The organism is Rathayibacter sp. AY1D5, assembly GCF_002932515.1.
GTDB lineage: Bacteria > Actinomycetota > Actinomycetes > Actinomycetales > Microbacteriaceae > Rathayibacter.
This window is the reverse complement of the sequence record NZ_PSVU01000012.1, coordinates 59,983-79,448: the sequence shown is the minus strand read 5'-3', so window position 1 is coordinate 79,448 and position 19,466 is coordinate 59,983. Positions and strand designations below refer to the sequence as shown.

Sequence of the window (19,466 nt, the reverse complement as noted above, 5' to 3'; positions counted from 1 at the left end):
ACGGCGGCCCCCTCCCCGCCATCGGCCAGCTCGGCGGGGACCCGCAGGACCGCTGACCACGGCCTGCTCCGTCCGGCCGCTCCCGAGACGCCGCCGTGCCGTCCGGACGCCGCCCTCCCGCGGCCGTCCCAGCGCGCACGGCGGCGTCCCGGCGCCCGACGGAGCTGTCTCGGCACGCCCGCCGGAGCAGCGCCCTCGCTTACCACGTTCGGGTCAGTCCGCAACCCGGTGCGTTCCCAGGCGGCTCCCGCCTAACGTCGAGCGTGACGACCGCAGCAGCGGAACGCCGCACACCGAGTGAGACAGCAAGGAGCACCACCGTGCCGCAGATCATCGAGACCGTCGACGTCAACGTCCCCGTGTCCGTCGCCTACAACCAGTGGACCCAGTTCGAGGAGTTCCCGCGCTTCCTCGACGAGGTCGAGTCGATCCAGCAGGTCACCGACACCCTCACCGTCTGGAAGGTGAAGGTCGGCCCCGTCGAGCGCGAGTTCGAGGCGAACATCACCGAGCAGCACCCCGACGAGCGCGTCGCGTGGAACAGCACCGGCGGCGAGACCGACCACGCGGGCGTCGTCACCTTCCACAAGCTCTCCGACACCGAGACCCGCGTCACCGTGCAGCTCGACTGGGAGCCGAAGGGCTTCCTCGAGACGCTCGGCTCGCTCGTCGGCGCCGGCAGCCACGCCGTGAAGAAGGACCTGAACAACTTCAAGGAGTACATCGAGAAGCAGGGCACCCCCGACGGTGCCTGGCGCGGCGACGTCGAGGCCTGAGCCGTGACCGACGCAGCCACCTCGTCCGAGGGCGAGAAGAAGGCGAACGGTCTCGGCGACGACGAGACCATCCCGCACTCCGAGGACGGGCTGGCGGTGGGGGTCTCCGGAGACTCGCACTTCAACCCCGAGGAGGACGCTCCCGAGGAGCCCTCCGAGAGCTGACGCTCTCCTCCGGGGAGCCCGACCGCTCTCCTCCGCGAGATGCCACTTGTGCACATGACACGCCACGAGGCGTGCGCACAGGTGGCATCTCGCGGTTGAAGGCTCAGCGCCAGGCCCGGGTGTACTGCGGGGGCACCGGCAGGTCCGCGCTGAGCTCGTGCGCCATCCGCACCGGAGCGTTCGGATCGCGCAGCAGCTCGCGGGCGAGCAGCACGACGTCGGCGTCGCCGTTCGCGACCACGCCCTCCGCCTGCTCCGCCGTGGTGATGAGTCCCACGGCGCCGACCAGCGCACCGGTCGCCCTCCGCAGGTCGCGCGCGAACGGCACCTGGTAGAGGGGCGCCACCGGGATGCTGGCGTGCACGAGTCCGCCGGTCGACACGTCGAAGAGGTCCACGCCCTCGGCGCGCGCCCACTCCGAGACGGTGATCGTCTCCCCCAGTGTCCAGCCGCCCTCGGCCCAGTCGGTCGCGGAGAAGCGGACGAGCAGCACGAGCTCCCCGATCTCGGCGCGGACCGCGCGGACGACCTCGAGCAGCAGGCGCGCCCGGTTCTCGAGGGAGCCGCCGTAGGAGTCCTCGCGCGTGTTCGAGAGCGGCGACAGGAACTGGTGGAGCAGGTACCCGTGCGCGGCGTGCAGCTCGATCACGTCGAAGCCGGCGTCCGCGGCGCGGCGGGCGGAGGCGCGGAACGCCTCGACGAGGCCGGGCAGCTCGTCCGCCGCCAGCTCGCGCGGCTCCGCGTAGCCCTCGAACGCGACGGCCGAGGGAGCGACGGTCGGCCAGCCGCCGTCCTCCAGCGGCACGGATCCGCGTCCGCTCCACTCGCGGTAGGTCGACGCCTTCCGGCCCGCGTGGGCGAGCTGCACGCCCGCGAGCGCGCCCTGCCCGTGCACGAACTCGACGATCGGAGCCCAGGCGTCGCGCTGCTCGTCGTTCCACAGCCCGGTGTCCCAGGGGCTGATCCGCCCCTCGGGGACGACGGCGGTGGCCTCCGCGATGACGACGCCAGATCCGCCGCGCGCGAGCCCGCCGAGGTGCACGAGGTGCCACGAGGTGGGCACGCCGTCCTGCGCCTCCACCGAGTACTGGCACATCGGCGCCGCCCAGAGGCGGTTGCGCGCGGTCCTCGAGCGGAGCGTCAGCGGCTGGAACAAGGCGGTGTCGGTCATGTCTCTCCTGTCGTGCTTCTTCGCGGAACGCCGCTTCGGTAGGCGATACGCCGGTGAGGGCGCACGCCGGCGGCATCTCGCGGAGGGGGTCACGTGCTCCAACCGGGAGGAGAGCCCGGCTATGCCCGGATCAGCGCGGCCAGGTCGCCCCGGGCGCGTCCTGCCAGACGGTGCTCGGCGGAGCGAGCGACTCCAGCTCCTCGAACAACGCGTCGGGGATCTCGAGCGCGTCGTCGGCCACGAAGGAGTCGTAGTGCTCGGCGGAGGTGGCGCCGACGACCGTCGTCGTCACGCGGGGGTCGCGCGTCGAGAACTGCAGCGCGGCGGCGGCGAGCGGCACGCCCGCCCGGTCGCAGGCCGCTCCCATCGCCGCGACAGCGTCGACGATCTCGCGCGGCGCCGGCCGGTAGGCGTAGGAGGCGACCGGCTCCGGCCAGCGCGCGAGGGCGCCTCCGCCGTAGACCGCCGCGTTGACCACGATCACGCCGCGGTCGACGGACGCGTCGATCAGCTCCTCGGAGGAGCGGTCGACGAGCGTGAAGCGGTTGTGGGTGATCACGGCGTCGAAGAGGCCGGTGTCGACGTAGTGGCGCAGCATCGGCGCGGGTCCGCCCGAGATCCCGATCGAGAGGGCGACGCCCGCCTCCTTCATCGCGACGAGCGCGCGGACCGGGCCGTCCTCGGCGAAGGCCTCGTCGTACGAGATGCGCTCCGGGTCGTGCAGGTAGAGCAGGGGGAGGACGTCCATCCCGAGGCGCTCGCGGCTCTCGTCGAGGCTGCGGCGCATCCGCTCGGCCGAGTAGCTGCCGGTGCTCGGGTCGCGGTCGAGCTTGGTGACCACGGTGATCCCCTCGGGGACGCCGCCGCGGGCCTGCAGGGCCTCGCCGATCAGGCGCTCGCTGTGGCCGCCGGCGTACTCGTTGGACGTGTCGACGACGGAGACGGCGCGGGTGGCGGCGTCGGAGTCGAGGACGCGCTCGAGGGCCGGCACCCGGTCGAGGTCGGCGACGCGCTCGGGGCGCCAGGAGGTGCCGAGGGTCAGCCGGGTGACGGTGGCGCCGGACGGGCCGAAGGGCCGGAGGCGGGAGGACTGCGGAGTCATCCGCTCAGCCTGGCAGCGCCGGGGTCCTCCCCGCATCCCGCGGCGGATGAACGGTCAGTGGACGAGAGGGCTCTGCCCGACGACGCCGAAGCCCAGGAGCGTCGTCGCGAGCGTCCCGGCGGAGAGGTGGGCGATCCGGAAGACGGTGTCGGTGCGGCGCGGCCGCCTCCGAGGTCGACGCGGTGTCGTGCTCGACGGGATCCCTCCGCGGGGCCTTCCTCGGGGCGCGATGACCGGCGGCGGACCGGCGCGAGGCCGCCCTGACGGCCGGACGCGGGCCGGTGGTGCGGCCTAGGCTCGGCGCGTGACCGTCGATACCGCCGCCGCCGACTCCTCCGCCCGCTCCGCCGTGCTCGACGCTCTCGCCACTCCGGCGCTGGTGCTCGACGAGGCGGTGCTCGACCGCGACATCGCCGCCGTCGCCGCGGCTTCCCGCGAGCGGGGCCTGGCGCTCCGCCCCCACGCGAAGACGCACAAGTCGCTCGAGATCGCCCGGCGCCAGCTCGCCGCGGGGGCCGTCGGCCTCACCGTCGCGACCGTCTCGGAGGCCGAGGTCTTCGCCGCGGGAGGGATCCGCGACCTCTTCATCGCCTACCCGCTCTGGGTCGACGCCGAGCGCGCCGGGCGGCTCCGCCACGTCCTCGCGAGCGCCCGTGTGCGGGTCGGCGTCGACTCGGCGGAGTCGGCCGAGCGCCTGGCCGCGGCCCTGCCCGAGCGCGAGGGGCTCGAGGTCGTCGTCGAGATCGACTCCGGCCACCACCGCAGCGGCGTGCTCCCCGCCGAGGCCGGCGCGATCGCCGCGGCCGCCGTCTCGGCCGGGCTCGACGTCGCCGGCGTCTTCACCTTCCCCGGCCACAGCTACGCGGCCGGAAACGGAGCGGCGGCCGCCCGCGACGAGGCACGCGCGCTCGCCGAGGCGGTCGCGTCGCTCGCTGCGTCCGGAGTCGAGGCCCGCGTGGTCAGCGGAGGCTCGACCCCCTCGGCCGCGTTCGCCGACTCCTCGGTGCTCACGGAGCTGCGCCCCGGGGTCTCGGCCCTCGGCGACGCCCAGCAGTGGGAGATCGGCACGATGACGCCCGAGGACATCGCCGTCACCGTCCTCGCCACGATCGTGTCCCGCCGCGGCGACCACCTGATCGCCGACGCGGGCAGCAAGGTGCTCTCCTCCGATCGTGGCGCGGCCTCGAGCGGCTTCGGCCGCCTCCCGGAGCACCCGGAGGCGCGCATCCCGGTGCTCTCGGAGCACCATGCGACGATCACCGGTGTCGACCTGCCCGTGGGGACGCGGGTGCGGATCGCGCCGAACCACGTCTGCGTCGCGGTGAACCTGGCCGACGAGTACCGCGTCCTCCTCCGCGACGGCGGCGGCGCCGTCTGGCCCGTCGACGCCCGCGGGCGGAACAGCTAGGCGATCCGCGAGCGCGGGATCCGCAGGCCGAGCAGCGCGCTCGCCGCCAGCAGCACGAAGGCGGAGGCGAAGGCCGCGGTCGGCGATGCGGCGTCGGCGAGAGCGCCTGCGAGCAGCGGCCCGATCACGCCGCCCAGGTCGGACGCGGCCTGGAACACCGAGACCGGCTTGCCGCCGCGCTCGCCCGCGGCGTCACCGACCAGCGCACCCGGGGCCGTGCCCATGAAGGCGGCCGCCGCTCCGTAGACGCAGAGCAGCACGACGAGCAGCCACAGCTCCGAGACGAACGGCATCGCCAGCATCGCCACCGCCGCGACGGAGAATCCGCCGATCAGCGCCGGGCGCCGGCCGACCGTGTCGACGAAGCGGCCGGCGGGCGCGAGCGCGATCGTCTGCACCACCGCGGCGATCGCGAACGCGATGCCGGTCCAGGCTGGCTGCCCGCCGAGCCCCTCGACGACGAGCACGGGGACGAGCGTCGCGCGGACTCCCATCGCCGACCAGCCGAGGGCGAAGTTCGCCAGCACCGCGCTCTGGTACCGGCGGTCGCGGGCGACCTCGCGCAGGGGCTTCGTCCTCGCCGCGGCGGACGGTGCCGCGTCGCGCTCCGGCCGCTGCAGCAGGATCAGCCCGACGAGCCCCGCGATCGCGAGCGTGCCGGCGTAGAAGAAGAAGGGGGCGGTGAGCGAGATCGCCGTGAGCACGCCGCCCACCGCGGGGCCCGCCATGCCGCCGAGCAGGAAACCGCCCTGGTAGAAGCCGATCGAGCGGCCGCGCCGCTCCGGGCTCGCGGTGCGCAGGAGGAGCGTCATCGCCGCGACGGAGAACATCGCGGAGCCGATGCCGCCGACTCCGCGCAGCAGGAGGAGGTGCGGGTAGTCGGAGGCGAAGCCGACCAGCGCCGAGGAGAGCGCGACGATGCCGATGCCGACGGCGAGCACGACCCGCTCGCCGAACCGGTCGACGAGCGGCCCCACGAACGGATTCGCGACCAGCCGCATCAGCGCGAACGCCGAGACGACCGCGCCGACCGCCGTGTAGTCGACGCCGAAGCTGCGCACGTAGGTCGGCAGCACCGGCACGACGACGCCGAACCCCAGCATCACGAAGAAGGCGACGACCCCCAGCACGAGCACGTCCCGCGGCAGTCGCTCGCTGTCTCGGGAACGCCACGGGAATCGCACCTGTCGACGCTACCCCCTGCCGCAGGCCCCACCCGACTCCGGACGGGAACCCACCGGGCAGCACGCCGGACGCGCCTGTCGGAGCCGTACCGCGCCGCGGCGCCGGTCGGCGAGCTCGGACCGGATACGGTCCTTCGATCCGTCCCGGAGGAACCGGTGCACCGGGAGCGGACCGGGACGGGCCCTCGACCGACAGGAGACCCGTGAGACGCACCACAGCTGTGCCGGCCCTGCTGGCGGCCACGCTCCTCCTGACCGGGTGCGGGAAGCCGGGAGGCGTGCAGCAGGCCGCTCCCTGCGCCCCGCTCGAGCGCACGTGGAACGACTACGCGCCGGAACTCGATCCCGTTCTGCGTCCACCGTTTCGCGAAGCCCTCGAGGGCTTCGACGAGAGCTCCTCGAACTCGATCGCATCCGACGCTGCTCGTCTCGCCACGAGCAATCTGCTCTCCGCGATCTCCGGGGATCGACGAGCGAGCGAGTACTTCTGGAACGCCATGGACCTGATCGGCCGTGAGTGCGCCGAGGCGGGAGTCCCGCTGTCGTTCGACCACCACGGCGAGCAGCTGACGACGGGGAGCAGCGCCGACCTCGGGCGCCCGCCCTGGGCTCTCGATCCGCCGCCTCAGCCGGAGAGCGGCACGATCGAGCCGACGATCCCGGAGTAGCTCACGTAGTAGAGGACGCCGTCGCGGTGGAGGACGCCGCGGCCGGGGTAGCTCTCGTCCGGTCCGTCGGGCCCGTCGAGGAAGCCCGGAGCCGCGGTGTCGTCGGCGGTGAACCCGTCCGCGAGGAGCGCGGCGCTCCGATCCGGCCACTCCGCGTCCGGGACCGCCAGCTGCCCGACCACGACCGACACGTCGCCCTGGCCGCTCCACCGGCAGAGCACCCCGTCCTCGGCGATCTCCTGCACGACGGGGTAGTCGACGTCGTAGACCGTCGCCTCGGGTGAGAGGGCGAGACCGTCCTCGGCGAGCGACCCCTCCTCGTCGGCGGTGAGCAGGTCCTCGCAGGGGAGCAGGGCGGTGGCCGGGGTCGCGGTGGGCAGCGGAGTCGTGCTGCCGGCGCTCGCGGTCGGCACGGCACTGCTCGGCGTCGGAGCGCTCGAGATCAGCGGTGGAGCGGTCGTCGGGGCCGTCCCCTCGTCGGCGCTTCCCGTGCAGCCGCTCAGCGCGAGCAGCCCCGCCGCGCAGGCGAGCAGCGCACCGGCGCCCCTCGCGGTCGTCGTCCGGATCATCGCGAGCCCCCTCGTCCGCGGCGGCCGCGTCGCCGCCCCCTCGATCCTCTCCTCCGCCCTTGTCGGCTGTCCACCGCCCCCGGCCGGCGCAGACGCGACTACCGCTTCGGCCCCGCGCCGATCGCCCAGACCCGCGGCGGCACGGTGCCGTTGACCGCGTGGTCGCCGACGATCCGCGCCTTGAACACCCACGGATTGTGGCTCGCGGCCGTGCGCGCGTTGCGCCAGTGCCGGTCGAGGTTCTTGCGGGTGCTCACCCCGGAGGCGCCCAGCGCGTCGAAGAGGTCGGAGGTCGCCCGGGTGGCCAGTTGCGTCAGGACGATCTGGGCCTGCGCCGTCTCGAGCTCGGCGAGGTCGTTCTGCCGCTCGTCCTCGAGCGGGTCGCCGTCGAGGGCCGCCTCGTGCGCCCGCTGCAGCGCGCCCGCCGCGCGCTCCACGATCGCCGCTCCCGCATAGGCGGCGGCCGAGACCTGTCCCACCACCTGCAGGATCTGCGGATCCGCCGCGAACGACTCGGCGTTCCCGTGCGAGAAGATCCGCGTCCGCGCTCGCACTTCGGCCGCGATCTCGCGCTCGGCCCCCGCGATCGAGCCCGCCAGCACGGCCAGCAGCACCGCCTGGTAGAACGCGGTCTGGTAGCGGAACCGGGTCTCGAAGTCGATCACGTCCTCGGCCGCGACCACCGCCTCCGTGAAGGTGCTCGTCCCCGAGCCTGTGGTGCGCTGGCCGAAGCCGTCCCAGTCGTCGGCGTGCTCGACGCCCGCCTGGCGAGCGTCGACGATCGCGATCACCTTCTGCCCGGTGTCGGTGCGCTGGGCGAAGGTGTCGATCCAGTCGGCGAAGACGCTGCCGGTGGAGTAGTACTTCGTGCCGGTCACCGTGAACCGCGTCGGGTCGCCCTCGACCGGAGCGACCTTCGTCTGCACGTCGCCGATCGCGACCGTGCCGACCTCGGTCCAGGCGTTGCCGCCGAGCTCGCCGTCGGCGAAGCGCCGGAGCCAACGCTCGCGGGTCCCGTCGGTCGCGAGCAACCGGTCCTCGACCAGGGCGAAGTGGCCGCGGAGCGCCTGGGGCAGGTTGGAGTCGGCGGCGGCCAGCTCCGTCAGCAGGCGGAACAGCTGGGGGAGGCTCGCGCCGGCCCCGCCGGACTCCAGCGGCACGCGCACCGCGCCGAACCCGGCGTCCGCCAGCGCTCGGATCTGCGCGACCGGCAGCTCGCGTGCGCTCTCCCGCGCCGCCGCTCCCGCCGCGATCTCGGCGAACAGCGGCCGGAACCGCCCCGCCAGCTCCTCGTAGTCCACCTCGGGCACGGCCCGCACGTCGGTCACGGTCATCGTCGGCTCCTGTTCCGCTGCGCCCACCCCGGGCGGCTCGTGCTCGACGGTAGGGGAGGAGCCCGGTCCGCGGTCCGCCCGTGACGCCCGGTGTCCCTCCGTGACGCCCGGTGTCCCTCCGTGACCTCCGGTGTCCCTCCGTGACGCCCGGATCGGGGAATGCCTCGCCCCCGGGGCTGTTGGCCCAGGGGATGTCCTCCACCACTCCCGTCCCCCCGTCCGACCCCCGCAGCGCCCTCGTCGTCGGTGCGACCGGCATCGGCGGCTCCGCCCTCGTCGACCTGCTCACCGAGCAGGGCTGGCCGGTGACCGCCCTCTCGCGCCGCCCGATCGACGCGCGCCCCGGCGTCACTCCGCTCGCCGCCGACCTGCGCTCCGCCGAGGACCTGGCCCGCGTGCTCGCCGACCAGCGCCCCACGCACGTCTTCTTCACCGCCTGGTCGCGCCAGGCGACGGAGGAGGAGAACATCACGGTCAACGGCGGCATGGTCCGCGACCTCCTCGCCGCGCTCGCGCACGCTCCCGTCGAGCACGTCGCGCTGGTGACCGGCCTCAAGCACTACCTCGGCCCGTTCGAGGCGTACGGGCAGGGCGCGATGCCCGACACCCCGTTCCACGAGGAGGAGGAGCGCCTCGACGCCCCGAACTTCTACTACGCGCAGGAGGACGAGCTCTTCGCCGCGGCCGGGCGCGCCGGGTTCACCTGGTCGGTGCACCGCTCGCACACGGTCATCGGGCACGCCGTCGGCAACGCGATGAACATGGGGCTGACCCTCGCGGTCGCGGCGTCGATCCACCGTGCCGAGGGCACCCCGTTCGTGTTCCCCGGCTCGCTCACGCAGTGGAACGGACTCACCGACATGACCGACGCGACGATCCTCGCCGAGCAGATGCTCTGGGCGTCGACGTCGGAGGCGGGCCGCGACCAGGCCTTCAACGTGGTCAACGGCGACGTCTTCCGCTGGCGCTGGATGTGGACACGGATCGCGGAGCACTTCGGCGTCGAGCCGGTCGGCCCGGGGGAGGAGCCGCAGCCGCTCGAGCAGCAGATGGCCGATGCCGAGCCCGTCTGGCGGCGCCTCGTCGACGAGCACGGGCTGATCGAGCCCGACCTCTCCCGCGTCGCCTCCTGGTGGCACACCGACGCCGACCTCGGCCGGAACCTCGAGGTCGTCACCGACATCGGCAAGTCCCGCCTCGCCGGCTTCACGGCGTTCCACCGGACGGTCGACTCGTTCACGGCGCTCTTCGACCGCTACCGCGCGGAGCGCCTGATCCCCTAGCGGTTCGCTGCGGCGCCCCTCGCGATGAGCACGTCCGGCGAGAGCTGGTGGCGCACGAAGCGGAGCGTGAAGCTGCGGCGGTCTCCTCCGGAGACCCGCTCGGCGAGGACGCGGATGCCGAGGACGGCGACGACGCGCCACTGCTCGGTCTCGTGGGCGACGACGGCGCAGAAGAGGTCGCCCGGGCGCACCTCGTCGACGGTGGTGGTGAGGCTGTTCGTTCCGTGGGTCATCTGGCCGCTCCTGGTTCCGGCGGACCTCGCGGACGGCGCTTCGGGTGCGCCGCGCAGCCGTCCGCCGGTCGCTCGAGAGGGGGGCCCGAGCGGCCGGCGGCCGGTCATGCGTGCGACAGCGGGGACGAGCCCGCCGGAACGACCCCGTGCCGCAGGAGCAGTGTAGGACTGCGACCCTGACCGTGGCGCGGAATGTCAACCACTTGCGAGCGCGCTCCCGGGGTTCTCAGGCCCGGAGACGACGGAACCCGCCTCCCGGGCGGGAAGGCGGGTCGTGTCGGTGTGCGGCGGCGGAGCCTGATCGGGAGCGGCTCCGGCGCGGAGGGTCAGGCGGCGGGCTCGGCGCGGCGCAGCGGAACGGCGGCGTTGCTCGTCGGCTCGGGCACGATGCGGAGGCCGGCGCCGCTGTTGGCGCGCTCCATGAGGGCCTCGACCCACTCCGGGTTGATCGTGGGCTGACGGCTGCCCTTGAACTCGAACTGGATCGGGATGGTCGGGTGCATCCACACGCCGCGGCGGCCGGTGCCGGCCTGGGGGCTCGCGTCGAGGGTGAGCAGGAAGCGCTCGTCGCGGCGGAACTTGTTGATGATGACGATCTGGAGGTGGGCGAGGGCGCGGTCCTCGACCTCGATGGCGGCGGGGGGAGTGCCGTACAGGATGTTGCCCATGGTGTGCTCCGATCTGACGTGCGAGTGGCTGACGTCCGTCACTCTATATCGCTAGAAAGACTTCCTACTAGTTGAGCTAGCTACTTACGTCGCGGACTGCGTTTTCTGTCCATCGCCGCCGGTCGCCTCGATTCTCCGACGGACCCGGGGCGCGGCAGAAGTCCCTCGGAGTGAACTCTCGGGGACGCACGGCCACGGCCGCGTGGACGCGCGTCAGGCGCGGCGCTGCTCCAGCACGCCGTCGGCGTACTCGCCGATCGGCTCGCCCGCGAGCTCCTGGGCGGCGTCGACCGTCTCGGAGTCGGCCGGGCGCTCGACGATGTCGCGCATCGTCTGCAGGAAGCGGATGACGGTCCCGGCCTCGGAGGGGTTGAGCGTCTCGGCCGCCTCGAGCATGCGGCGGTGCATCTCGTCGAGCGTCTCGCGCACCTCGCGGTGGGAGGTGGGGGTGGCGACGATGCGGATGGCCCGGCGGTCGCTCGGGTGCGGCTCCCTGACCACGTGCCCGCTCTTGACCAGCCGGTCGATCAGCACGGTCGTGGAGGCGGAGGAGATGCCGAGGTAGGAGGCCAGGTCCTTCGGGCTGACGTGCACGCCCTTCTGCTGGCGGCGCATGAGGAACTGCACGGCCAGCAGGTCGTTCTCGCCCATGCCCATGGATCCGCGGGTCCGTCGGCGCATCGCGGCCTCCGCCGTGCGGAAGGCGCGCATCGCGGCGAGGACCTCCACCGCTCCGGGCTCGGTCGCCTCACCCGAGAACCAGAAGGCCCCGGGTCGCTTCAGCGTGACCTCATCCATGCCGAACAGTCTAGACAGTCTCGTAGCAAGAACATCTAGACAAGCCAACCTCCCCCGAGGTGCTTGCCTGGAAGGGCGGCGACCACTACGAAGGGACTACTAGTTAGACGAGCTAGTGACTCATTCGCGAAGGGAGCTGCCTGTGCTGGACGAACTCGACCGCCTGCAGCCGCTTCCCGCCGACGTCGTGGATCCGCTGGTCGGATCCACCCTGGCCGGTCGCTACCTCGTGCTCGAGCGGGTGGGGGAGGGTGGCAGCGCTGTCGTCTACCGCGCCCGCGACCTCCGCCTCGCCCGCCAGGTCGCGGTCAAGGTCCACCGCGACGTCCCGGACACCCCCAACGAGCGGGCGCGTCGCGAGCGCGAGGTCCGCTTCCTGATCGACTCGCGCCACGCCTCCGTGGTGGACGTCCTCGACCAGGGCGAGATCCCCGGCGAGGAGGGCGACCTCGCGTTCCTCGTCCTCGAGTACTTCGACCGCAGCGACCCGGCGGCCGACTGGTTCGGCTCCGGCGATGAGCGGCTCGTCGCGGAGGTCGGCGCTCAGGTGGCCGATGCTCTCGCGCACCTGCACGCGCAGGGCGTCCTCCACCGCGACGTGAAGCCCGAGAACGTCCTCGTCCGCTCGCGCGCCACCGCATCCGGCTTCTCCGCGCACGAGGCCAAGCTCAGCGACTTCGGGATCGCCCGCTCGGTCGACGACGCCCGGCTCACCCGCTCCGACGTGCTGGTGGGCACCGCCGCGTACCTCAGCCCCGAGAGCCTCGGCTCCGGCCCGGTCGGACCGGCGTCCGACGTCTACTCGCTCGGGCTGGTCCTGCTCGAGGCCGTCTCGGGCCGCAGGGCCTACACCGGCACGACGCTCGAGATCTCGATCCAGCGCCTCCACCACGCGCCCGTCGTCCCGGAGTCGGTCCCGGCGGAGTGGCGCGAGCTGCTGACCGCGATGACCGCTCTCGATCCGGCCGACCGCCCCTCCGCCGAGGAGGTGGCACACCGGCTCTGGGCGCGCCTGGCCGGCGGCCCCGCCGCAGCCCCCTCCCGCAGCGGAGTCACGGGCACGGTCGCCCTCGTCGCCGCGGGCCTGGTCGGCGCGGTGACGGCCCTCTCGCTCACCGGCTGGCTGGGCTGAGCGCCCCGAGCGGTCCTCGTCCGCTCAGGTTCCTCGCGAGCGTGCTCCCGTAGGCTCCGGGCGACCCTCGACCGACCCCGAGCCGCGTCGCCGCGGACCGAACGGAGCCGATCCCATGAGCCCGCGCCGCCTCTTCCGCCTGCTGTCGATCGTCGAGGCGGTGACCTGGACTCTCCTGATCGTCGGGATGCTGCTGAAGTACGCGGCCGGAGCCGGCGACTGGCCGGTGAGCGTCGCGGGGCCGATCCACGGGTTCGCGTTCCTCGCCTACGGAGCCGCGGCCCTGGTGCTCGCGGTGAACCAGCGGTGGTCGGCGGGCGCGACGGCGCTCGCGGTCGTCAGCGCGGTCGTGCCCTACGCGACGGTCCCGCTGGAGCGCGGCTTCGAGCGCCGCGGCCTGCTGGAGGGCCCGTGGCGGACGCACGCGACGGACGACCCGCGCGACCGGCGCGTGACGAGCCGGCTCCTCCGCTGGGCGCTCGCGCGGCCCGTGCTCGCCGGGGCGCTGGTCCTGGCTCTGGTCGCCGTGGTCTTCGCGGCGCTGCTGGTGGTCGGCCCGCCCGGGGGCGGCGAGGCCTGATCCCGCGCGCGGCGTGCCTCAGACGGGGCGCGTCTCCGCGTCGATGAGGATCTCGGCGGCGCGACGCGCGTGCAGGGCGGCCTCCGGGGTTCCGGCGATGGCCGCGGTGGTCTGGGCGCCCTCGGCGAGGATCGCGAGCTGCGCGGCGAGCTCGGCGCCGCCACCCGCCTCCTCGGCGAGGGTCGCGAGGAAGCGCTGGAACGTCTCCTTGTGGTCGCGCGCCATCTCGGCGACCATCGGGTTCGACGAGCCGAGCTCCCCGAAGGCGTTGATGAAGCCGCAGCCGCGGAACGAGTCCTCGGAGAACCAGTCGAAGAGGAAGTCGTAGATCGCGAGCAGCTTGCCGCGAGGTCCGTCCGCCGCGGCGACCCGGGTGGTCACTCCGAGGGTCCACTGCTCGTGCCGGCCGTGCAGGACGGCGACCACCACCGACTCCTTGCTCGGGAACTCCGCGTAGAGGCGCTTCAGCGAGACGCCCGCGGCCGTGCGGAGCTCGTCCATCCCGACGGACTGGATGCCGCGCTCGTAGTAGAGCCGGTCGGCGGCCGCGAGGATCGCCTCGCGGGGAGGGCGCTCGTCGAGGATCGGGGACATCCCTCCATGGTAGGCGGTACCAGAACGGGCGTTCTCGGTCGGCTGCCGCGCTCTCCGCAGGGGGTCCGGGGGTCGGACGCTGCTGCTAGCGTCGCGCTCGGGTGCGCAGGCGCCCGGGGACGGGAGGCGGACGCATGGTCGTCGCGATGCAGGCCGAGGGATTCGACGGGCCGGAGGCGCTGCGCGCCGTCGAGGTCGATGCGGGGGAGCCGGCGCCCGGCAGGGTGCGGATCGCGGTGCGCGCCGCGGGCGTGAACCCGGCCGACGCGAAGCTCTTGCGCGGGATGTTCGGGCGCGGGCGGGTGCCGGTCCGGCCGGGCAGCGAGATCTCCGGAGTCGTGACCGCGGTCGGCGAGGGGGCCGAGGGGCAGCTCGGCCCGATCCGCGTGGGCGACGAGGTCGTGGCGTTCCGGGTCTCCGGCGGCTACTCCGCCGAGCTGGTCGCGCCCGCGAGCGCGGTCCTGCCCAAGCCCGCCGGGCTCGGCTGGGCGGCGGCCGCGGGCCTGCTGCTGGCCGGGACGACCGCCGAGCACCTCGTCGAGGCCACCCGCGTCTCCTCCGGGGTCACCGTCCTGGTGCACGGGGCGAGCGGAGCCGTCGGCTCGCTCGCTGTGCAGCTCGCGGTCGCCCGCGGAGCACGGGTGCTGGGCACCACGAGCGAGCGCGGCGAGGAGGTCGTCCGCCGCTTCGGCGCGGAGCCGGTCCGCTACGGCGCCGGGCTGGAGGAGCGCGTGCGCGTCCTGGCCCCCGGCGGCGTCGACGTCGCTCTGGACACGGCGGGCACCGACGAGGCGCTGGACGCCTCGGTGGCTCTGGTCGCCGACCGCTCGCGCATCGCCACCGTCGCCGGCTTCGAGCACGCCGCCCGCCTCGGCGGGATCCTGATGCTCGGCGGCGGACCGGGAGCCGATCCCGGCACCGCGCTCCGCGACGCCGCCCGGCCGGGCCTGCTCGACCGCGCCGGTCGCGGGGAGCTCGAGGTCGTGCTCGGGCCCTCCTTCCCGCTGACCGAGGCGGCCGCCGCGCTCGCCCTCGTCGAGTCGGGCCGCGCGCGCGGCAAGACGGTCCTGCTCCCCTGAACGAGACGTCCTCCCTCGACCTGCCGGCCCTCGGGCCCTTCGACTCCGCCGGCGCCGCGAGCCTCCTCCGCAACCACGCCCTCCCCGGAGTGGAGCGGGTCTCGGCCGACGGCCGGCGCCTGGAGCGCCTGCTCACCCTCGACGGGGCGCCGCGGCCGATCGTGCTCGAGGTGACGGAGACCGGGCTGCGGGTGGAGGCGGAGACGGACGTGCTGACGCCGGCGGCCGCGGTCGTCCGTGCCTGGTTCGACCTCGACTCCGACGTGGTGGCGATCGGCGCCGAGCTCTCGCGGGACCCGCTGCTCGCCCGCTCCGTCGCGGCCCGGCCGGGGCTGCGCGCGACGCAGTACCCGGAGGCGTTCGAGGCGGCGGTGATGGCGGTCCTCGGCCAGCAGGTGTCCGTCGCCGCGGCCCGGACCTTCGGCGGACGGACCGCCGCGGCCTTCGGCGCCCCGTGGGAGCGCGGTCTGCTGGCGTTCCCGGCACCCGCCGCCCTGCTCGCGCCGGAGTTCGAGGCGCTGCGCTCGGCGATCGGGATCACCAACGCCCGGGCGCGGACGGTCCGGGCCGTCGCCGAGGCCTTCGCCGCCGGACCCGTGCTCGACCGCGCGGGCGACCTGCCGGAGCAGCGGCGCGCGCTCCTCGCGATCCCGGGCATCGGGCCGTGGACGGCCGACTACCTCGCGCTCCGGTTCCTCGGCGATCCGGACGCCTTCCCCGCCGGCGACCTGGTGCTGCGGAAGGCGCTCGGCCGGGTGAGCACGGCGGAGGCGGAGGCGGCGTCGCAGGCGTGGCGGCCGCACCGGGCGCACGCGGCGTTCCACCTGTGGGCGAGCACCGGAGCGGTCTGAGCGGGTGGACGACCCGAGTCGAGAGCCGCGCCCGGACCGGCGGCCGGGACCGGCCGCCGACGGATCAGGTCAGGTACTCGACGTCGTCGTACAGGATCGGCGCGTCCTCGGCGTCCGGATCCTCGACCGGGACGTCCTCGTGCTCGAGGATGACCGCGACGCCCGGGGAGACCAGCACGCAGACCTCGCGCTCGCCGGCGACCGTGAAGCTCACCATGTCGCCGCGGTTGCGCACGGCCTCGACCAGGCGCTTCTCGAGCTCCTCGGTGTCGAGGGAGACGGCGAGGAGGAAGCGACGGCCGTCGATGCTGAGCGTGGTGCGCCGCATCGTCGCCTCGGGCTCGGGAGGCGTGCCGCGTCCACCGCGGCCGGGCGTGACCGCCTTGACCCGCAGCGACGAGGCGTGCATCCGGATGACGGCGTTCACGAGCCCGCCTCCGGGCGCGACTCGTGGTGGCGGCGGCCGCCGGAGCGGCGGTCCTCCTTCATCTCGGACTCGAAGAGGTGGCGGCGTCCGCCGGCGAGCTCGTCGCGCGCGGCGCGCTCCTGCTCCCGGAACGCGGCGTAGTAGGTGTCGTCGTAGTCCTCGACGATCTGGAAGGTCCAGCGCCCCTCGATGACGTTGCGGCCGACGAGCTCGGCCTCGATCCGCTCGGCGGTCGCGGCGTGGCCGGCCTCGCGCAGCGCGTCGACGGCCTCGCCCAGAGCGAGGTCGGCCGCGCCGGTGAGCCGGTGGAAGCCGTAGAGCAGACCGCGGGCGTGCTCGACCGTCTCGAGCGCCTCCGAGAGCTTCCCGAGCGCCGCCACGGTGGCGTCGTCGAGACCCTCCGGGCGCAGGTGCGCGGAGTCGGGGTGGTCGTGTGAGCTGCTCATCCAGGTGAGCTTAGGCCGACCTAAATGCTCTGTGACCCCCTTGCGCCGCCGCCGGGAATGGTTCGTGCCCGGAGCGGCAGGGCGGTCAGGTGCACGTCGCGGAGCGCTCCGTCGTCGGCGACGGCGGTCAGGAAGGTGCAGGCCGGCTGGCGCCTCCGATCCGACGGGGAGCCCGGATTGAGCAGGCGGAGACCCGCCGGGGAGACGGTGTCCCAGGGGATGTGGCTGTGCCCGAAGACGAGCACGTCGGCACCCGGATGGGCGGCGTCGGCGCGGGTCTCGCGGCCGGTCGCCGCTCCGGTCTCGTGCACCACGCGGACGTCGAGGCCGGCGACGCGGGCGCGCGCGACCTCGGGCAGGCGGGCGCGCAGCGGCTCCGGATCGTTGTTGCCCCACACGGCCAGCAGGAGCGCCGCCCGCTCCTCCAGCGCGTCCAGCGTCGCCTCGTCGACCCAGTCGCCCGCGTGCACGACCAGGTCTGCCTCGTCGACCGCGCGCCACACCTCGTCCGGGAGGGCCTTCGCCCGCTTCGGGAGGTGCGTGTCGGCGAGCAGGAGGAGGCGGACCGGACCGTCGACCTCGGGTGGAGAGCCGTCGGGGCCGGGCTGGAGCAGGGGCATCAGCGGGCGGGGCCGGGCGTCGGCTCCACTCCGCCGTCGGCACCGGGCTCGGTCGAGGTCCCGGAGCTGCGGAGGCGGGCGTCGAGCGCCTCGAGGTCGGCGGCGAACCAGAGGTGGTCGCCGCGGTTCGACTCGACGACGAAGGCCTGCAGCGCGCTCGACTCCGCCACCGGCCCGCTGACGTCGCCGAGGATCACCAGCCGCTTGCCGTACGAGACGAACTTCTGCACGAACTCGCCGGCGATGCCGGAGCGCAGGCGGAGGAACTCGGGGTCGAGCCGGCCGACGGGCACCACGATCGTCTCGACGTCGCCGCCGTAGGTCTCGCCGATCAGCGCGATCGCGTCGTCCGGGGTCGAGAGCGCGCCTCCGTCGTCGTCGACGAGCAGGAGGGGGACGCCCTGACGGGTCTCGGTTCTCATCGGGCCAGCCAATCACGTCGGCCGGGGAGAGGCGAGCAGTGCCGTCCGGGCCTCCGCTCGGATCGTCCATTCCTGGGCCGGCCGTGCTCGCGGGGACAGCCGATCAGGCGTCCGGACGGGCTGCCCGCGCCGCCGCTACGAGCCCGGCAGCTCGACGCGGCGCTTGAAGCCCACGTGCGAGTCGACGAAGCCCAGGCGCAGGTAGAAGCGGTGGGCGTCGGTTCGGGCGGCGTCCGAGGTCAGCTGGACGAGCGGCGTGCGGAGCTCGATCGCAGCGACGTCCAGCACCCAGCGCATCAGGGCCGTGCCGATCCCCGCCGACCGCTCGGCGCTCGCCACCCGGACCGCTTCGACGAGCAGGCGGGAGCTGCCGCGGCGCGCCATCCCGGGGATCACGGTCAGCTGCAGCGTGCCGACCACGGCTCCGGCGCCGTCCACCGCGACCACGAGATCGTTTCCCGGGTCCTGCGCGATGCTCCGGAAGGCGGCCTCGTAGGCGGCCCCGTCCTCCTCGGCGGCGACGTCTCCGCGCCCGGCGCTGATCGGGTCGTCGGAGAGGAGCCGGACGAGCGCGGGGAGGTCGTGGAGCACCGCGCGGCGGAGGAGGAGGCTCCTCTCCCCGGGGCCGGCGTCGCGGGGGAGGGTCAGGTCGGCGATCATGCCCTCATCCTCCCTCTGCTCCACGGCGGGAGCGGTGGTCGGAGGCGGGCAGGACGCGGCTGAGAGCGGCAGGGGGATCCTGGCGTCCGGTCCGCACGTCCACGCGCCGCGTGCCGCAGCCGGCGCAGCGGACGTACACGACGACGCCCTCGCTGGTCCGGTGGGCCGACTCGGTCGTCCAGCCGTGCTCGTGCGGATCGACGGCGGGAGCGAGCGGCTCGGAGGGGTGCGGGGAGGGGGTGGAGGTGCGCATGGGAGCCACTGTGCTGTCATGGTCTTATGCAGCTCAACCCTTACGGCGAGTACGCGGTCCTGCTCGCCGCCTCCCTCGCGAACGACTGGCCGTCCGACCGCGCGGGCATCGAGGCTCGAACGCGCGAATACGGCATGACGATGGCCTTCGAGTCCGGCCCGGACGACCACGCCCGGACGCGCGACGTGATCGACGAGTGGCTGGAAGTGGTCGACGCGCCGACTCCGAGCGACCGGGCGACGTCGCTGAACCGCCAGATGGCCGCGATCGCCGCGTATCCGCGCCTGACCGACCACGACGACGAGGGCTGGCACCTGCACTACCGCGACCAGGACCAGTCCCTGGCGCACGTCCTCCACGCCGTCATCGCGGTCGGCACGGCGCTGCACCTGACGACCCGGGGGATGAGCCGCCTCCTGCGGTGCGAGGCCGGTCGGGCGCCGGGCGACCACTGCAGGAACGTCGTCGTCGACGTGACGCGGAACGGCCGGCAGCGGTACTGCTCCGTCCGCTGCGCGAACCGGGCCGCGGTCCGGCGGCACCGCCTGCGGCACGCGGAGTGAGTCCGCGCGGCCCCGTCACTCCGCCGCGTCGCCGCCCGGCTTCATCCAGAACGGGGAGTAGTGGTAGCCGTCGAGGTCGTCGAACTGGCGCTGGTACATGAAGGAGTAGTCGTCGGTGTCGCCGATCCGGCCTCCCGCGGCGGCGGCCCGCTCGACGAGCTCGTCGACGGCCTCGCGGCTGTCGAGGTCGAACGAGACGGTCACCTTCGAGGGGGTGCCGGGGGCGCCGATCAGCTCCTCGGTGGCGCCGACGCTCTCGTACATCGCGCGGCTCGCCAGCATGACGGACGTGTCGGGACCGATCCCGAAGCAGGAGACGTCCTCGCGGGACATCTCGGCGTTCAGGGTCCAGCCGAGCGCGGTGTAGAAGGCGGTGGCGCGCTCGACGTCGTCGACCGGGCAGGTGATGAAGAGGCTCATGCGCTCACCCTCGCCACCTGCGGGCGGGCCGTCAAGAGCTCCGCGAGGGAACTCCGGACG

At 74.0% G+C, this 19,466-nt stretch carries 26 protein-coding genes; 10 read left to right on the top strand and 16 right to left on the bottom strand.

The genetic code is table 11. The features are described 5' to 3' along the window. Positions 1 to 320 precede the first annotated feature (320 nt). Positions 321 to 776 carry an SRPBCC family protein gene (locus C5C82_RS05685; protein WP_104224157.1) on the top strand — a complete coding sequence of 152 codons (456 nt, stop codon included), beginning with the start codon at positions 321 to 323 and terminating at the stop codon, positions 774 to 776. 3 nt (positions 777 to 779) lie between these two features. Further along, positions 780 to 941: a hypothetical protein gene (locus C5C82_RS17460; protein ID WP_167299017.1), complete on the top strand. Its 162-nt coding sequence runs from the start codon at positions 780 to 782 to the stop codon at positions 939 to 941. A 103-nt stretch (positions 942 to 1,044) separates the two neighbouring features. On the opposite strand, the gene C5C82_RS05680 is transcribed toward C5C82_RS17460, so the two are convergent. Both C5C82_RS05680 and C5C82_RS05675 read right to left on the bottom strand, forming a co-directional pair. Beyond that, on the bottom strand, positions 1,045 to 2,112 hold the full coding sequence (locus tag C5C82_RS05680; protein ID WP_104354745.1) for an NADH:flavin oxidoreductase/NADH oxidase: 1,068 nt from the start codon (positions 2,110 to 2,112) through the stop codon (positions 1,045 to 1,047). Between the two features lie 130 nt (positions 2,113 to 2,242). Beyond that, positions 2,243 to 3,214, bottom strand: coding sequence for an aldo/keto reductase (locus C5C82_RS05675; RefSeq protein ID WP_104249740.1), 972 nt, complete (start codon positions 3,212 to 3,214; stop codon positions 2,243 to 2,245). A 304-nt stretch (positions 3,215 to 3,518) separates the two neighbouring features. On the opposite strand from C5C82_RS05675, the gene C5C82_RS05670 reads away from it, so the two are divergent. After that, positions 3,519 to 4,622, top strand: coding sequence for an alanine racemase (locus tag C5C82_RS05670; RefSeq protein WP_258065966.1), 1,104 nt, complete (start codon positions 3,519 to 3,521; stop codon positions 4,620 to 4,622). Here the strand turns inward: C5C82_RS05670 and C5C82_RS05665 are convergent. Beyond that, the gene (locus tag C5C82_RS05665; RefSeq protein WP_244229579.1) at positions 4,619 to 5,806 is read right to left on the bottom strand and encodes an MFS transporter; all 1,188 of its coding nucleotides are present in this window, start codon (positions 5,804 to 5,806) and stop codon (positions 4,619 to 4,621) included. The genes C5C82_RS05670 and C5C82_RS05665 overlap by 4 nt on opposite strands. Before the next feature lie 203 nt (positions 5,807 to 6,009). On the opposite strand from C5C82_RS05665, the gene C5C82_RS05660 reads away from it, so the two are divergent. Further along, entirely contained in the window at positions 6,010 to 6,474 is a 465-nt protein-coding gene (locus C5C82_RS05660) for a hypothetical protein (protein WP_146085954.1), read from the top strand. On the opposite strand, the gene C5C82_RS05655 is transcribed toward C5C82_RS05660, so the two are convergent. Both C5C82_RS05655 and C5C82_RS05650 read right to left on the bottom strand, forming a co-directional pair. After that, positions 6,432 to 7,043 (bottom strand): hypothetical protein, encoded by a 612-nt coding sequence (locus C5C82_RS05655; protein ID WP_104354742.1) that lies wholly within the window; start codon positions 7,041 to 7,043, stop codon positions 6,432 to 6,434. The two genes, C5C82_RS05660 and C5C82_RS05655, sit on opposite strands and share 43 nt — an antisense overlap. Positions 7,044 to 7,141: 98 nt before the next feature. Further along, entirely contained in the window at positions 7,142 to 8,377 is a 1,236-nt protein-coding gene (locus C5C82_RS05650) for an acyl-CoA dehydrogenase family protein (RefSeq protein ID WP_104354741.1), read from the bottom strand. 191 nt (positions 8,378 to 8,568) lie between these two features. Here C5C82_RS05650 and C5C82_RS05645 point away from each other — a divergent pair, with 191 nt between their 5' ends. Next, the gene (locus tag C5C82_RS05645) at positions 8,569 to 9,660 is read left to right on the top strand and encodes an SDR family oxidoreductase (RefSeq protein ID WP_104354740.1); all 1,092 of its coding nucleotides are present in this window, start codon (positions 8,569 to 8,571) and stop codon (positions 9,658 to 9,660) included. Here the strand turns inward: C5C82_RS05645 and C5C82_RS05640 are convergent. The 3 genes from C5C82_RS05640 to C5C82_RS05630 form a co-directional block, all read right to left on the bottom strand. Next, positions 9,657 to 9,893 (bottom strand): hypothetical protein, encoded by a 237-nt coding sequence (locus C5C82_RS05640; protein ID WP_104225949.1) that lies wholly within the window; start codon positions 9,891 to 9,893, stop codon positions 9,657 to 9,659. The genes C5C82_RS05645 and C5C82_RS05640 overlap by 4 nt on opposite strands. A gap of 326 nt (positions 9,894 to 10,219) precedes the next feature. Next, positions 10,220 to 10,561 (bottom strand): ATP-dependent DNA ligase, encoded by a 342-nt coding sequence (locus C5C82_RS05635; RefSeq protein WP_104224199.1) that lies wholly within the window; start codon positions 10,559 to 10,561, stop codon positions 10,220 to 10,222. 213 nt (positions 10,562 to 10,774) lie between these two features. Then, positions 10,775 to 11,359 carry a MarR family winged helix-turn-helix transcriptional regulator gene (locus C5C82_RS05630; RefSeq protein WP_104224167.1) on the bottom strand — a complete coding sequence of 195 codons (585 nt, stop codon included), beginning with the start codon at positions 11,357 to 11,359 and terminating at the stop codon, positions 10,775 to 10,777. A gap of 142 nt (positions 11,360 to 11,501) precedes the next feature. Here C5C82_RS05630 and C5C82_RS05625 point away from each other — a divergent pair, with 142 nt between their 5' ends. Beyond that, entirely contained in the window at positions 11,502 to 12,491 is a 990-nt protein-coding gene (locus C5C82_RS05625) for a serine/threonine-protein kinase (RefSeq protein ID WP_181134402.1), read from the top strand. 115 nt (positions 12,492 to 12,606) lie between these two features. Next, entirely contained in the window at positions 12,607 to 13,071 is a 465-nt protein-coding gene (locus tag C5C82_RS05620) for a DUF3817 domain-containing protein (protein WP_104225947.1), read from the top strand. Between the two features lie 18 nt (positions 13,072 to 13,089). Here the strand turns inward: C5C82_RS05620 and C5C82_RS05615 are convergent, their stop codons facing one another. Then, positions 13,090 to 13,665: a TetR/AcrR family transcriptional regulator gene (locus C5C82_RS05615; RefSeq protein WP_104354738.1), complete on the bottom strand. Its 576-nt coding sequence runs from the start codon at positions 13,663 to 13,665 to the stop codon at positions 13,090 to 13,092. 134 nt (positions 13,666 to 13,799) lie between these two features. Here C5C82_RS05615 and C5C82_RS05610 point away from each other — a divergent pair, with 134 nt between their 5' ends. Beyond that, on the top strand, positions 13,800 to 14,744 hold the full coding sequence (locus tag C5C82_RS05610; RefSeq protein WP_258065964.1) for an NADP-dependent oxidoreductase: 945 nt from the start codon (positions 13,800 to 13,802) through the stop codon (positions 14,742 to 14,744). Next, positions 14,741 to 15,595: an AlkA N-terminal domain-containing protein gene (locus tag C5C82_RS05605; RefSeq protein WP_308471851.1), complete on the top strand. Its 855-nt coding sequence runs from the start codon at positions 14,741 to 14,743 to the stop codon at positions 15,593 to 15,595. Before C5C82_RS05610 ends, C5C82_RS05605 begins: the two co-directional genes overlap by 4 nt. Before the next feature lie 64 nt (positions 15,596 to 15,659). On the opposite strand, the gene C5C82_RS05600 is transcribed toward C5C82_RS05605, so the two are convergent. The 6 genes from C5C82_RS05600 to C5C82_RS05575 form a co-directional block, all read right to left on the bottom strand. Further along, the gene (locus C5C82_RS05600) at positions 15,660 to 16,022 is read right to left on the bottom strand and encodes a hypothetical protein (protein WP_104224172.1); all 363 of its coding nucleotides are present in this window, start codon (positions 16,020 to 16,022) and stop codon (positions 15,660 to 15,662) included. Further along, entirely contained in the window at positions 16,019 to 16,468 is a 450-nt protein-coding gene (locus tag C5C82_RS05595; RefSeq protein WP_104224173.1) for a hypothetical protein, read from the bottom strand. The genes C5C82_RS05600 and C5C82_RS05595 overlap by 4 nt, the downstream gene beginning before the upstream one ends. Positions 16,469 to 16,488: 20 nt before the next feature. Continuing rightward, positions 16,489 to 17,088 carry a metallophosphoesterase gene (locus tag C5C82_RS05590; RefSeq protein ID WP_104354736.1) on the bottom strand — a complete coding sequence of 200 codons (600 nt, stop codon included), beginning with the start codon at positions 17,086 to 17,088 and terminating at the stop codon, positions 16,489 to 16,491. Further along, the gene (locus C5C82_RS05585; RefSeq protein WP_104354735.1) at positions 17,088 to 17,510 is read right to left on the bottom strand and encodes a DUF4180 domain-containing protein; all 423 of its coding nucleotides are present in this window, start codon (positions 17,508 to 17,510) and stop codon (positions 17,088 to 17,090) included. Before C5C82_RS05585 ends, C5C82_RS05590 begins: the two co-directional genes overlap by 1 nt. A gap of 135 nt (positions 17,511 to 17,645) precedes the next feature. Beyond that, positions 17,646 to 18,170 (bottom strand): GNAT family N-acetyltransferase, encoded by a 525-nt coding sequence (locus C5C82_RS05580; RefSeq protein ID WP_104257134.1) that lies wholly within the window; start codon positions 18,168 to 18,170, stop codon positions 17,646 to 17,648. 4 nt (positions 18,171 to 18,174) lie between these two features. Continuing rightward, the gene (locus C5C82_RS05575) at positions 18,175 to 18,423 is read right to left on the bottom strand and encodes a hypothetical protein (protein ID WP_104354734.1); all 249 of its coding nucleotides are present in this window, start codon (positions 18,421 to 18,423) and stop codon (positions 18,175 to 18,177) included. Positions 18,424 to 18,449: 26 nt separating this feature from the next. On the opposite strand from C5C82_RS05575, the gene C5C82_RS05570 reads away from it, so the two are divergent. Next, the gene (locus C5C82_RS05570) at positions 18,450 to 18,986 is read left to right on the top strand and encodes a CGNR zinc finger domain-containing protein (RefSeq protein ID WP_104224178.1); all 537 of its coding nucleotides are present in this window, start codon (positions 18,450 to 18,452) and stop codon (positions 18,984 to 18,986) included. Positions 18,987 to 19,001: 15 nt separating this feature from the next. Here C5C82_RS05570 and C5C82_RS05565 read toward each other — a convergent pair whose 3' ends face one another. Beyond that, the gene (locus C5C82_RS05565) at positions 19,002 to 19,406 is read right to left on the bottom strand and encodes a VOC family protein (RefSeq protein WP_104233450.1); all 405 of its coding nucleotides are present in this window, start codon (positions 19,404 to 19,406) and stop codon (positions 19,002 to 19,004) included. Positions 19,407 to 19,466: the final 60 nt, after the last annotated feature.

Bases quoted from the DNA above. Each gene is read 5' to 3' on its own strand.
- C5C82_RS05680 (WP_104354745.1), bottom strand. From the start codon at position 2,112: ATGACCGACACCGCCTTGTTCCAGCCGCTGACGCTCCGCTCGAGGACC.
- C5C82_RS05675 (WP_104249740.1), bottom strand. From the start codon at position 3,214: ATGACTCCGCAGTCCTCCCGCCTCCGGCCCTTCGGCCCGTCCGGCGCC.
- C5C82_RS05655 (WP_104354742.1), bottom strand. From the start codon at position 7,043: ATGATCCGGACGACGACCGCGAGGGGCGCCGGTGCGCTGCTCGCCTGC.
- C5C82_RS05650 (WP_104354741.1), bottom strand. From the start codon at position 8,377: ATGACCGTGACCGACGTGCGGGCCGTGCCCGAGGTGGACTACGAGGAG.
- C5C82_RS05645 (WP_104354740.1), top strand. From the start codon at position 8,569: ATGTCCTCCACCACTCCCGTCCCCCCGTCCGACCCCCGCAGCGCCCTC.
- C5C82_RS05640 (WP_104225949.1), bottom strand. From the start codon at position 9,893: ATGACCCACGGAACGAACAGCCTCACCACCACCGTCGACGAGGTGCGC.
- C5C82_RS05635 (WP_104224199.1), bottom strand. From the start codon at position 10,561: ATGGGCAACATCCTGTACGGCACTCCCCCCGCCGCCATCGAGGTCGAG.
- C5C82_RS05630 (WP_104224167.1), bottom strand. From the start codon at position 11,359: ATGGATGAGGTCACGCTGAAGCGACCCGGGGCCTTCTGGTTCTCGGGT.
- C5C82_RS05620 (WP_104225947.1), top strand. From the start codon at position 12,607: ATGAGCCCGCGCCGCCTCTTCCGCCTGCTGTCGATCGTCGAGGCGGTG.
- C5C82_RS05615 (WP_104354738.1), bottom strand. From the start codon at position 13,665: ATGTCCCCGATCCTCGACGAGCGCCCTCCCCGCGAGGCGATCCTCGCG.
- C5C82_RS05610 (WP_258065964.1), top strand. From the start codon at position 13,800: ATGGTCGTCGCGATGCAGGCCGAGGGATTCGACGGGCCGGAGGCGCTG.
- C5C82_RS05595 (WP_104224173.1), bottom strand. From the start codon at position 16,468: ATGAGCAGCTCACACGACCACCCCGACTCCGCGCACCTGCGCCCGGAG.
- C5C82_RS05590 (WP_104354736.1), bottom strand. From the start codon at position 17,088: ATGCCCCTGCTCCAGCCCGGCCCCGACGGCTCTCCACCCGAGGTCGAC.
- C5C82_RS05585 (WP_104354735.1), bottom strand. From the start codon at position 17,510: ATGAGAACCGAGACCCGTCAGGGCGTCCCCCTCCTGCTCGTCGACGAC.
- C5C82_RS05580 (WP_104257134.1), bottom strand. From the start codon at position 18,170: ATGATCGCCGACCTGACCCTCCCCCGCGACGCCGGCCCCGGGGAGAGG.
- C5C82_RS05575 (WP_104354734.1), bottom strand. From the start codon at position 18,423: ATGCGCACCTCCACCCCCTCCCCGCACCCCTCCGAGCCGCTCGCTCCC.
- C5C82_RS05570 (WP_104224178.1), top strand. From the start codon at position 18,450: ATGCAGCTCAACCCTTACGGCGAGTACGCGGTCCTGCTCGCCGCCTCC.
- C5C82_RS05565 (WP_104233450.1), bottom strand. From the start codon at position 19,406: ATGAGCCTCTTCATCACCTGCCCGGTCGACGACGTCGAGCGCGCCACC.